This is a genomic window from Croceicoccus gelatinilyticus (assembly GCF_018398395.1).
Classification (GTDB): Bacteria; Pseudomonadota; Alphaproteobacteria; order Sphingomonadales; family Sphingomonadaceae; genus Croceicoccus; species Croceicoccus gelatinilyticus.
In genome coordinates, this window is sequence record NZ_JAHCBF010000006.1 from 47,111 (window position 1) to 58,689 (window position 11,579).

Annotated in this window: 13 protein-coding genes; 12 read left to right on the top strand and 1 reads right to left on the bottom strand. The window is 60.7% G+C overall.

Translation table 11 applies throughout. From position 1 onward, the window contains the following. Positions 1 to 4: 4 nt before the first annotated feature. The 11 genes from KIH45_RS13370 to KIH45_RS13420 are packed head-to-tail and all read left to right on the top strand — an operon-like array spanning position 5 to position 10,247. Complete coding sequence (locus KIH45_RS13370) at positions 5 to 1,366, top strand: type II and III secretion system protein family protein (protein ID WP_213176542.1); 1,362 nt, start codon at positions 5 to 7, stop codon at positions 1,364 to 1,366. Beyond that, the gene (locus KIH45_RS13375) at positions 1,356 to 1,637 is read left to right on the top strand and encodes a hypothetical protein (RefSeq protein ID WP_213176543.1); all 282 of its coding nucleotides are present in this window, start codon (positions 1,356 to 1,358) and stop codon (positions 1,635 to 1,637) included. The genes KIH45_RS13370 and KIH45_RS13375 overlap by 11 nt, the downstream gene beginning before the upstream one ends. A gap of 38 nt (positions 1,638 to 1,675) precedes the next feature. After that, entirely contained in the window at positions 1,676 to 3,274 is a 1,599-nt protein-coding gene (locus KIH45_RS13380) for a TadE/TadG family type IV pilus assembly protein (protein WP_213176544.1), read from the top strand. Then, positions 3,271 to 3,801, top strand: a complete 531-nt coding sequence (locus tag KIH45_RS13385) for a TadE/TadG family type IV pilus assembly protein (RefSeq protein ID WP_213176545.1) — start codon at positions 3,271 to 3,273, stop codon at positions 3,799 to 3,801. The genes KIH45_RS13380 and KIH45_RS13385 overlap by 4 nt, the downstream gene beginning before the upstream one ends. Then, entirely contained in the window at positions 3,798 to 4,430 is a 633-nt protein-coding gene (locus tag KIH45_RS13390) for a TadE/TadG family type IV pilus assembly protein (protein WP_213176546.1), read from the top strand. The genes KIH45_RS13385 and KIH45_RS13390 overlap by 4 nt, the downstream gene beginning before the upstream one ends. Before the next feature lie 43 nt (positions 4,431 to 4,473). After that, entirely contained in the window at positions 4,474 to 5,613 is a 1,140-nt protein-coding gene (locus KIH45_RS13395) for a CpaE/TadZ family protein (RefSeq protein WP_213176547.1), read from the top strand. A gap of 3 nt (positions 5,614 to 5,616) precedes the next feature. Next, entirely contained in the window at positions 5,617 to 6,993 is a 1,377-nt protein-coding gene (locus KIH45_RS13400) for a TadA family conjugal transfer-associated ATPase (RefSeq protein WP_225899914.1), read from the top strand. Then, positions 6,990 to 7,991, top strand: coding sequence for a type II secretion system F family protein (locus KIH45_RS13405; protein ID WP_213176548.1), 1,002 nt, complete (start codon positions 6,990 to 6,992; stop codon positions 7,989 to 7,991). Before KIH45_RS13400 ends, KIH45_RS13405 begins: the two co-directional genes overlap by 4 nt. 3 nt (positions 7,992 to 7,994) lie before the next feature. Continuing rightward, the gene (locus KIH45_RS13410) at positions 7,995 to 8,975 is read left to right on the top strand and encodes a type II secretion system F family protein (RefSeq protein WP_213176549.1); all 981 of its coding nucleotides are present in this window, start codon (positions 7,995 to 7,997) and stop codon (positions 8,973 to 8,975) included. Between the two features lie 29 nt (positions 8,976 to 9,004). Further along, the gene (locus KIH45_RS13415) at positions 9,005 to 9,742 is read left to right on the top strand and encodes a tetratricopeptide repeat protein (protein ID WP_213176550.1); all 738 of its coding nucleotides are present in this window, start codon (positions 9,005 to 9,007) and stop codon (positions 9,740 to 9,742) included. A 28-nt stretch (positions 9,743 to 9,770) separates the two neighbouring features. After that, the gene (locus KIH45_RS13420; protein WP_213176551.1) at positions 9,771 to 10,247 is read left to right on the top strand and encodes an A24 family peptidase; all 477 of its coding nucleotides are present in this window, start codon (positions 9,771 to 9,773) and stop codon (positions 10,245 to 10,247) included. Positions 10,248 to 10,251: 4 nt separating this feature from the next. Here KIH45_RS13420 and KIH45_RS13425 read toward each other — a convergent pair whose 3' ends face one another. Next, positions 10,252 to 10,662, bottom strand: a complete 411-nt coding sequence (locus tag KIH45_RS13425) for a response regulator transcription factor (RefSeq protein ID WP_225899915.1) — start codon at positions 10,660 to 10,662, stop codon at positions 10,252 to 10,254. 161 nt (positions 10,663 to 10,823) lie between these two features. Here KIH45_RS13425 and KIH45_RS13430 point away from each other — a divergent pair, with 161 nt between their 5' ends. Further along, positions 10,824 to 11,513, top strand: coding sequence for a TonB family protein (locus KIH45_RS13430; protein WP_213176553.1), 690 nt, complete (start codon positions 10,824 to 10,826; stop codon positions 11,511 to 11,513). Positions 11,514 to 11,579 lie beyond the last annotated feature (66 nt).

Sequence of the window (11,579 nt, forward strand, 5' to 3'; positions counted from 1 at the left end):
TCCAATGCTGAAGCAAACCATCATGGCTTGTTCGTTGGCGGCAGCGGCGCTTACCGCGCCGACCGCCCATGCGCAGGCAGACAGCGGATACGGTCTCCATGCCGGAACGCTTGAAGTCGCCATCAACAAGAGCGAGGTCGTCACTGCGCAACGCGCAATCGCCCGCGCCATGGTTGGCAATCCCGCTATTGCCGACGTGCTGCCCGTTTCCGATCGCTCGATCTACGTGCTCGGCAAGGCGATGGGCACGACCAGCCTCACGCTTTACGATCGGGCCAACAAGGTCCTTGCCGTCATGGACGTGACTGTTGGTCCTGATGTCGACGGCATCCGTTCGGAAATCGCCTCGCTCGTGCCGGGTGAGGGCATCGATGCTCGCATTTCCGGCGGCAAGATCGTTCTTTCGGGCAGTGTTACCGATTCGGGCGTTGCCAGTCGTGCGGCTCGCATTGCGGAAGCCTTCGCGGGCGAAAACGTCGTCAACTTGCTGACCGTTCGCGGTAGCCAGCAGGTCATGCTGGAAGTGCGCTTTGCCGAAGTGAACCGCACGGTCGGTGAGCAACTGGGCGTGCGCGGTTTCGGTATCGGCTCCGATGTCGAATTCGCCACTGGCCCGGGTGCTTCGGCCAGTTCGGATCAGGGCGGTCTCGCGGTTGACGCGGTCAGCGGTGCGTTCGGCGTGATCCACACACTGTTCTCGATCGGCGATCTGGACATCGATGCCTACCTCGATACGCTCGAGCGAAAAGGTATGTCGAAGACGTTGGCGGAACCGACATTGGTTGCCCTCTCGGGCCAGCCTGCCTCGTTCCTGGCTGGCGGCGAGTTCCCGATTCCTGTTTCGCAGGGTAACGGCGATGGTATCACGGTTGAATTCAAGGACTTTGGTGTCGGCCTTGCCTTCACTCCCACGGTCCTTGGTAACGGGGTCATCAATCTCGTGGTCGAGCCGGAAGTGAGCTCGCTCGATCCTTCGGCCTCGGTCACGGTCAACGGCATCGCGGTGCCTGGCCTTCAGACCCGACGCGCCAGCACGACGCTGGAATTGCGTGACGGCGAAAGCTTCGCGATCGCAGGTCTGTTGCGGCAGGATTACCAGACGACGGTGAACCAGATTCCGCTTCTGGGCTCTATTCCGATCATCGGCTCGCTGTTCCGGTCGACGAGCTTCCAGAAGGGCGAGACCGAACTTCTGATCGTCGTGACGCCGCGCCTTGTGCGGCCGATCCGACCTGACCAGGTTCGCCTGCCGACTGATCGAGTCGAGGATCCGGACGTGCTGGACACGCTGCTCGTCGGCGATGATTATCAGCCGGTCGATTTGGCTCCGAACATGCCTGTAGGGGAGACGGGATATGAATATTAAGATCGCAGGCGCATGCGCAGCTTTACTCGCCCTTGGGGCTTGCGCGACCTATAGCAGCCCGGAAGCCGGGAAGTTCGACCCAGAGGATTTTGGCGAGGCGAACCGCATGACCTACGCGGCCATGGTAGTCGATCCTGATCCGGAGTATGATGGTCCGATGGAAGGCGACGCAGAAGTCGCCGCCGATGCCGTGACAGCCTATCGTGAAGGTGCAGTTGAAGAGCCTGAGCAGCAGACCGGCAACGGACTGAATTTTGGCGGTAATAATTAATATGAGATCAGGAGGAAGCTGACAAAGCTTGTTTGCCAATGGTGGGGAAGGCAATTCGCAAGTTCGGGGGTGACGAAAACGGGGCAATCGCTCCGCTCTACGCCCTGTCGCTGTTCGGTCTGGTTGCCATGGCCGGCGTGGGTTTCGACTACGCCCGCGTCATGGCACTCGATTCAGAGCTGCAGAACGCTGCTGACCAAGCGGCGCTGGCGGCGGCCAGCCAGCTCGATGGGAAGACCGATTCCATCATTCGCGCGATCCAGGCAACGAACTCGACTTTCGCTTCGTCGACCAGCGATTACGTCAACATCACGCGTCTTTCGAACATCGACGACGATTCCGATGGCTCTACGCGCCCCATTACCCAGATCACATATACCTTCTGGGAAGATTACGTGGATGACGCGCCCGTCCGGGTGGTGAGCGAGCAGAGCACGGCAAGCAATGCAGCGACAAAGGCGAAGATCGTGCAGGTCGTGATCGGCAACCGCCAAGTTCGCTATGCCCTTACACCGATCGTAGGTGCTATCGCGGGCAATGCAGGGGCCAGTGCGATGGCAACTCTCAATTCCGCGTATTGCAAGGTTCCGCCGCTGATGTTCTGCGCGCCCAACGCGAATTTCGGCGCCAAGAATTCGTCAGGTGAAACGCCAGACCGCGGCACGGGCATGATTTTCCACATGCTGCCGAACAACAAGTCGGGGCCCGATTCGGGTGATGCGGAAGACGTCGATCTGGTCCCAGGGATTTTTGGCTTTCTGGACTTTCCCTATCCGTCACCTGTGAGTGGAAGTCCCAACACCAGTCTGGGCTGGGAAGTTACCAATCCTTCCTGCACGGGTGAAAATGTCGATTCCGAACCTGGCGTCAGAGCGCCGGAGGCTGGCGCGCTTGCGACCCGTTTCGATATCGGCAGCGATTGCACTGCGGGTGGAACGTTCTGTCCGTCCGCAAACACAACGAAGAACAGGGTCTATCGGATCAGCAACAATGTTGCTCCTGGTAGCTTCACTTGCCCTGCGAATCCGATCAGCGGGAACAAGTCCGCAACCGAGGCCAACGGTAACGGCGAAGGCTGGGTCGAAATGAGCGATCCTGATCTGGCGGGTGCTTCCAACCCTGGTTATCCGCGAGACACCAGCCATAACGGGAATATCGGCAACAAGAACTGGAACATTGCCGGATATTTCCAGGCAAATTACGGGCCCTCGGCCACGGTCGGTTCGGTGACCGGTGGTGCACTGGACGCCACCGCCACCCGGTATGACGTCTACAAATGGCAGCGGGACAACCCGTCAAGCCTGCAACCTCGTCTGATCAAGAGTGTCGGCACCAGCAATCCCTATAAGCATTATTGCGCCTACCCGAAGCCGATCGGCAATCTTGCCGGAACAACCTTGCCGACAACGGCACGAGATCGTCGGGTTCTGAGTATGGCGGTAGTCGACTGCACTGGTCTGAAAGGACGGTCGCCCGTTGATATTGAGCGATACGTCGATGTCTTCTTGATGGAGCCGCCCCTGACGTCGGGGGCGGACAAGGCCTTCTATGTCGAACTTGTCGGAGAGGCGACGCCGCCGGGATCGAACAATTCATTCCAAGGCTTTTCCAAGCGCAAGGCGGTGCTGATCCGATGACTTTGCGCGACTTCATCAATGACGAGAGCGGTTCTCCCGCAGCCGAATTTGTACTCTCGCTACCCATGATCCTGCCGCTGATCTTCGTGGCGATGGAGGCTGGCAATTTCTTTTGGAGTCAGCAGAAACTAGTCGAATCCGTGCGCAACGGGGCCCGTTATGCGGCGCGCCTGAGTTATACCGAGGTCTGCAACCCCAGTGGTTCGGGCTATGCCCCCATCGCTGCAGCGCTCGAAACCAAAATCAAGAATCTGACGCGGACCGGCAACACGGCGGGGACCGGGCCTGCAGAACTTCCCGGATGGACCAACGCGCAGGTCACTGTCTCTGTTGATTGCGGTGGCTTCGTTTCGACTGGCATCTTCGATACGCTCGGAAGTGACTCCGGCGGTAATGCTCGGACCGGTGCGGTTGTCACAGTGGCCGCGCCTAGTGTGCCCTATTTCTCGATTCTCGGCGCGTTAGGGGTGATTAACAGTTCTTATCGCCTTGCGGCCGAAAGCCATGCTCCGGTGATCGGCGTATGATGCGGTTCATCAAGGATATTCGCGGTGCAGGTGCTGCCGAATTCGCACTAGTCCTGCCAGCGGCTCTTCTGCTGCTGTTTGGCGTGATCGACGTGGGCCGCTATGCTTGGCAACTCAACCAGTACGAAAAGGCCGTTCAGCTTGGTGCGCGTTATGCAGTAGCTACCGATATTGTTCCTGGCGCTCTCAACAGCGGCAGCTTTGCCGGTCAGACCTGTAATGGCGTCAACATAACAGCCGGCGACACGATCTGCGCGGAAGCGATGCAGACGATAAGTTGCAACGACACCAGTTGCTCGTGCTCCGGCGGGTCGGGGCTGTGCTATAACGGCGACTACAACTCGGCCGCCTTCGATGCGATCGTTACCCGTATGCGGGTTGCCACCCCACGACTGACTGATGACGACGTAATCGTCAGCTACGCGGGCAGTGGGCTTGGTTATGTCGCCGATCCGGCATTAGATGACGCCGGTCAACCGCTGGCAGACGTCGCTCCCATCGTTACCGTGACTTTAACCAACATGCGTTATCAGCCCATCACGCTGACCTTGGTCGGTGTGAATGTTCCTTATCCCAACTTCTCGTACTCGCTTACGCTCGAGGACGGGGACGGGACAGTAGCGAGTTAGGATGATGGGCAAAATGGAAGTTCCTTCGGAAACTGGAATCAGGATGGATCGCAACTTGCCTTCGGGCATCTACATCGTCGCGCAGGAACGTCATGCGTCCGCGCTGGAGACGCAGTTCGGTAGCGAGGTGCATGTCGTCACGCTCGACGCCGGGGCGGCGCTTCCCGACGAGGTCATGTCCCGTCCGATCGTACTGGTGCTGGAAGTCGATCCGACTTCACAGGCATCGCTGGCCCGTGTTGCTGCCGTTCGTGAAAAGCGTCCGGGCCTGCCGCTTATCGTGGCGCTGGAACAGGCTGATCTTGCTCTTACCCGTACCCTGATCCGTCAGGGCGTGACAGATGTGGCGACCCTGCCTTTCGATGCAGAGGAACTGACCGCGCAGCTTCTCGATGCTTCGGCCAGCGTTGCGCCGACCGGCAAGACCTCGCTCGCGCCGATGGTGTCGATGGTCCGTGCAGCGGGCGGTGTCGGGGCGACCACGCTCATCACGCACCTTGCGGCATCGCTTACCGATTGCCGGGGCGAGCACATGGACGTGTGCGTTATCGATCTCGACCTGCAGTTCGGGCAAGTTTCCAACTATCTCGGCCTGACGCCGATCACGACCGTGCTCGACCTGCTCGAAGCGTCGGAGCGTCTCGATACCGATCTGGTCCGCGATGCCGCTCTCGCCGCGCCGCAGGGTTTCTGGGTTATTGGCGCGCCTTCGGTGATCGCGCCGCTTGAGGATGTCGACGTCGATCGCCTGCTCAAGATGCTGACGATCGCGCGGCAGACGTTTGATTTCGTTCTGCTGGACCTTCCGGCGAACTGGACGAACTGGACGCTGTCGGCCGCGCTTGCGTGCAACGAGAACCTGCTGGTCACCGACCAGTCGATCACCGGCCTTCGCCAGACGAAGCGCGTTGTCGAACTGTTCGACGTCATGAACGTCAGCCGCGAGAACGTGCGTATTGTCGTCAACCGCGTCGGCAAGAAGCTTTTCCAGTCCATCAGCGTTGCCGAGGTCGCAGAGACGCTGAACCGCCAGGTATTCGCAACCGTCTCGCGCGATCGAGGGGATCTGCAGATGGCGCAGGACCAGGGTGTCCTCCTGTCGGACAACAATCGCAAGGCCGCGTTCGTCAAGGACGTCGACCGGCTTGCGGATGAAATCTGCGACCGGACCATTGGGGGGTAATCTATGAAGTGGTCGGTCAAGCGCGCCGAAGAAAAGGTCGACCCGCCGGTCGCCGATGGTCCGATGCAGCTGGAAACGCTGGACGGTGAGCAGGACGAGCAGCAGAAACGTGCGCTCGACCTGAAAGTCTCGATCCACCGTGCGCTGCTTGACAGGATTAACCTCTCGGCGCTCGAAAAGATGCCGCGCGAACAGATCCGCTCGGAACTGAGCGAGATCATCAACGAGATCCTCTCGCAGCGTCATGAGGCGCTGAACCGGACCGAACGCACCGCGCTCGTCGACGACGTGCTCGACGAATTGCTGGGCCTCGGCCCCTTGGAGCCGCTGCTTCAGGACGATTCGATCACCGATATTCTGGTGAATGGTCCGAAGACGGTTTTCGTGGAACGATCTGGTCTTCTGGAACGTGCGCGTACCGAGTTTCAGGATGACAAGCATCTGATGCGCATCATCCAGAAGATCGTCAGCGCGGTTGGCCGCCGTGTCGACGAATCCTCGCCTTTCGTCGACGCCCGCCTTGCCGACGGTTCGCGTGTCAACGCAATCGTCTCGCCGCTGGCTGTTGACGGTTCGCTGCTCTCCATTCGTAAGTTCGCGAAGAAGCGCATCGGCATTGACCGCCTCATCGAACTGGGCTCCGTTCCCGAACCGATGGCGCATGTCATGCGCGCCGTCGTCGCATCGCGCCGCAACGTGCTGATCTCGGGCGGTACCGGTTCGGGCAAGACGACCCTACTCAACGCCATGTCGTCCTTCATCGACTCGCGCGAACGCATCGTCACGATCGAGGACAGCGCCGAGCTTCAGCTTCAGCAGGAACACGTCGCTCGCCTCGAAACGCGCCCCGCCAATATCGAAGGCAAGGGCGAAGTTACGCAGCGCGACCTGGTGAAGAATGCCCTGCGTATGCGTCCTGACCGCATCATCGTCGGCGAAGTCCGCGCCGGGGAGGCGTTCGACATGCTTCAGGCGATGAACACCGGCCACGATGGTTCGATGACCACGGTTCACGCAAACACCGCTCGCGACGCGCTTTCGCGTATCGAACAGATGATCGGCATGAGCGGGATCGAGATCGGGGCCCGTTCGGCCCGCGCGCAGATCGCGTCGGCCATCAACGTCGTCGTTCAGGTTGGCCGTCTGGCTGACGGTCGCCGCCGCGTGCTCAGTCTGTCGGAACTGACCGGCATGGAAGGCGACACGATCACGATGCAGGAAATCTACCGCTTCAAGATCTCCGGCCGCGACGAACACAACAACGTCATCGGCCGCTTTGAGGCGACCGGCATCCGGCCCAAGTTCCATGCCGAGGCGGTTTCCGCCGGCATCGACCTGCCGTCCGAACTGTTCCGTCCAGACTTCGATATGAACCGATGATAGATACACTCCTCAAGATCATCACGCTCATCGCCGTTTTCGGAACGGTGTTCCTGATCGCGCAGGTCTTCCTCGACTTCACTTTCAGCCGAACGGCGCATACCCGCGCCGTGAACAAGCGTCTGAAGATGATCCGCGAAGGCAGCTCGCGCGAGGAAATCCTGGCGCGCCTGCGCAAGGCGACGCCCAAGACAATGACCAACCTGCCGCCTGCGCTGGCCGGGATGGTGCTGAAACTTGAGCGGACCTTGATGACGGCGGCGCTGCCGATTTCGGCCAGCCAGATGCTGTTCGTGATGATCGGCGCATTCGTGCTGATCATGGCGCTGATCCTGCTTGCCATTGGCGGCACGGGCATCGAATTTTCAGCAGGCGTGCTGGTCTTGGCGATCGCCATCGCTGCTTGTGCGGCGATCTTCCTGCCGTTGATGGTCATTTCCTCGATCGCGCAAAAGCGCCGTAAGAAGGTTGAAGAACAGTTCCCCGTGGCGCTCGACGTGTTCGTGCGCGCACTGCGCGCGGGCCACCCGATTGCTTCGGCGATCGAACTGCTGACGACCGAGATGGAAGATCCCATCGGTAGCGAATTCGGCATCGTGTCCGACGAAGTCGCTTATGGCGCAGAGCTTACCGATGCCCTGACATCCATGGCCGAGCGCTGGGACCTTGAAGACATCCGTATGTTCGTGGTCTCGCTCTCCGTGCAGAACGAAACCGGCGGTAACCTGGCCGAAATTCTCGCCAACCTCTCCGACGTGATCCGTCAGCGCGCCAGCCTTTACATGAAAGTCCGCGCGCTTAGTTCGGAAGGCCGCATGACGGGCTGGATGCTTACCATCCTGCCGATCGTGGCGTTCATCGGGCTCTTCACCGTGAACCCCGAATTCTACCTCAGCGTCGCGGGTGAGGGGATGTTCATCATCGGCTTCATCTGCCTGATGGCGCTCTACGCGATTGGGTTCTTCTGGATCCGAAATCTGGTCAATCTGAAGGTCTGACGCATGCTTGATCTCGTCCTCCAGAACCAGGCGACCCGCATCGCAACGCTGATCGGTATCTTCATCATCGTGGTCGGCATCGCGCTGATCGTGATCAACGTGATGAACCGCCGCGCGCAAGTTCGGGCCGGTCTTCAGCAGATCGCGACGCCGACGAATGCGGGCGGCGAACTTTCCGGGGCGACGCTTAGACACCGTGAGAACCAGAATGCCTGGGCCCGGCTTGCCGACATGGTGGAGCGGACGGGTCTCGACCTCACCGATACCAAGAGCGAGCGTCTTCGCGACAAGCTGATCTCTGCAGGCTATACGCATCCCTCGGCTCCGCGCATTTTCACGATGGCGCGTATCGGGGCGATGGCGTTCTTCCCGCTGATGTACGTGATCCTGATGTACGGCTACTCGGAAGAGCCGCCGGGCTTCTTCACGATCTACATCGGCGCCTCGCTGCTTGGCCTTCTGGGTCTCTACTTCCCCAACCTGTTCATCCAGGCCAAGGCTGATCGCCGCAAGGAAGAGATCGTCAACGGCTTTCCCGATTGTCTCGATCTCCTGCTTGTCTGTGTCGAAGCTGGTCTGGGTATCGAGGCGGCAATGGACCGCGTTGGTCGCGAGATGGTTCATTCCCACCCGTTGGTGTCGCAGTTGCTTTCAATCGCCGTTCTTCGCCTGCGCGCAGGTGCCAGCCGTGAAGAGGCGTTCCGCCGCCTTGCCGACATGGCTCGCGTCGATGAAATCCGCTCGTTCACGACCCTGCTGATCCAGTCGGACAAGCTGGGGACGAGCATGTCTTCGACGCTGCGCGTCTATGCATCCGAAATGCGTGAAAAGCGCCGCATGCGGGCTGAGGAAAAGGCCCACCGTCTGCCGGTTCTCATTTCGATCCCACTTGTGGTATGCATGCTGCCGACAATGATCGGGGTCCTGATGCTCCCGGCATCTATCCGCGTCGTTCGGGACATCTTCCCGATGATGCAGCGCTGACAAGGTTCGTGGTTCCAAAGGGGGGAAACATGCGCAAGATTGCAAACGTCGCCGGCCTGGTTCTGGCTGTGGCCACTTTGGGGGGCTGCCAGTCGGTCTTCGGTTCAAACACTGCGTCGGTCGATCCGTCGACGGTGGATATGGGCGATTACTTCGAAAGCCGTCTCGCCATGGGCAAGGTGCACCTCGAAGCGAACCGGCCCACCAAGGCGATCACTGCTTTCCGCCAGGCTTCCTACCATCCGCGCTATGCCGGTGAGGCGTTCAACGGCATGGCGATCGCCTATGACCGTATCGGCCGCCCCGACCTTGCGCAGCGTTACTTTGCGCGCGCCGTCGCTGCCGCGCCGCAGGACGATCGCTTCTCGCGCAACCTTGCCCGCCTTGAAGGGCGCGGTCCTGTGATGGCGCCAGTCTATCCTGAGCTTGAGCCTATCGAACTTGCCGTTCGCGAAGCTTCGAAGCCGCAATTGCATGGTCCCGTAACGGTCGAAACCCGCCCGGTCGATGTCGCCGGCGCAGTTACTGTCGAAAGCCGCGCCAAGACCCGCGTTGCGCGGGTCACGCAAGGGCAGGTCGCCGTTGGCAAGCAGGCCGAACCCGTCGTGCGCATGGCGCTTTCGGACGTGGATTCGCCGGTTCGCGTCGAAACCAAGCGTTCTGCCTTGCGCGTCACCCAGACGGTCCGCCGCAGCAGAATGGCTCGCAAGGCATCCTATCCGATTCGCATCGTTTTGAACGAGGCGGGTTCGGACCGGCGGAACTGATCCCCCAACAATCCAGGAATAATACCGCGTGAATACGGCTGCTATCGCGCTCGCCGCGATCTTTACCATCTTCGCTCTTGTCGGGGCGGTTTCCGATATCCGTACGCGGCGCATTCCCAACTGGCTCAACGCGGCAATGCTGGTGGCAGGCCTCGTGCTCGTCACTGCACTGAACGGATGGCAACTGGGCCTGTCCTCGCTCGGCCACTTTGCCGGCGCGCTGGTTGTCGCGATGATCATCTTCGCGATGAAGCTGTGGGGCGGTGGGGACGCAAAATTCTATGCGGCGAGCGCGGCGTGGTTCCCGATTTCCGAGGCGCTGGGCCTGTTCGTGTCGATCGCTCTGGCGGGGCTTGTCGTCGCGATCGTCTGGCTGATCATCTTCAAGGTGACGAAGCGCAAGATTTCGAAGGGCGACAAGGTCATGCCCTATGGCGTCGCCATCGCGGCAGGCGGCATTATCATGCAGCTATCCAATCCTGCGGTGGGACTGCTGCCGTACTGACCTGTCAGTGGAGGCTCTGGCGCAATCCGCCATCGTCTGCGACGTAACGTTTCCGCTCCAGCAGGCCCTCGATCCGGAGTGCAAGATCCTCGGGAGAGAATGGCTTGGTCATGTAGTCGGAGGCCCCTGCGCGCAAGGCGGTGAGCACGTCGGCCTGGCTGCGACGCGAAGTCATCATGACCACGGGCACATGGCACCGCGTCGGGTGGCTCTTCAATTCGACTAGTGTGTCCATGCCCGAGCGCACCGGCATCATCCAGTCGAGCAGGATCGCGTCGGGCAGGCGTTTGCCCACGCACTGCAGCGCTTCTTCGCCATCTTCGACCACGACGACTTCGTGCCCCACGGTCGCCAGCCGGTGCCGCACCATTTCCGCCAGGATCTCGTCATCGTCTGCCACGAGGATATAGGCCATCAATCCCTCCGTCTTGCCTCATCCATGATAGGCAGTCGCAAGGCAAAGCGGTCGGCCCGCGGGAACGGGGCGGGGGAGGCGTTCGTTTGAGCCCCATGGATCAGGCCCCGCAAGGTACATTTTCCCGCCGCGAAACCATCGCCAGCCGGGCTCGCTCTCGTATGAGCGGGCGCAAGCTGGCGACATTGATCGTGGTTGCCCTCATCCATGTCGGCGCCGTTTTCGGCCTTTTGCGCGCGTTCGACATCGACTTCGTGCCCGAGGCGGTGAAGGACACCGTGACCTCGTTCTCGATACCCTTTCAGAGCGAGCCGGAAGAACCGCCGCAAAAGGTTGAAGAGATAGAGCCCGAAGGTGCGTCAGGCGCAGAAGCGGCCGAAGCGACGCCCAAGGAAATTAGCGCACCGCCTGCGCGCATTCCGAAAAAGGAAGATCCCGTCCCGCCGGTCTCCTCAACCGGCGACGAAACCCGATCCGGCGCGGCGGAGCAGGGTGCGGGCACAGGCGGTGGCGGTCCGGGTGTCGGCACGGGCAGCGGCGGGCAGGGGACCGGTTCTGGCGGCGTTCCCTTTGCACGCCATGCCGAGAAGATCGCCGGTGAGATCCGGGCCCGGGACTATCCGCGCAGCAGCGTGCAGGACCGCGACGGCGCCTATGTCATCGTGCATTTTACGGTAAATCCCGATGGCACGACCCGCGACTGCCGCGTCCGCCGGTCCAGCGGAAATGCCGAAGTCGACCGCATCACGTGCCAGCTGGTGATCGAGCGTTTCCGCTATCGCCCCGCGATCGACGGTAACGGCAACCCGACGAGCGAAAAAGTCGGCTGGAAACAATGGTGGTGGCAGTAAACGCCCCATTTATGCCGCAAATGCGAGATTCTTTCGCAAGCGCAAATTAACATTTCTTCAGTTGGG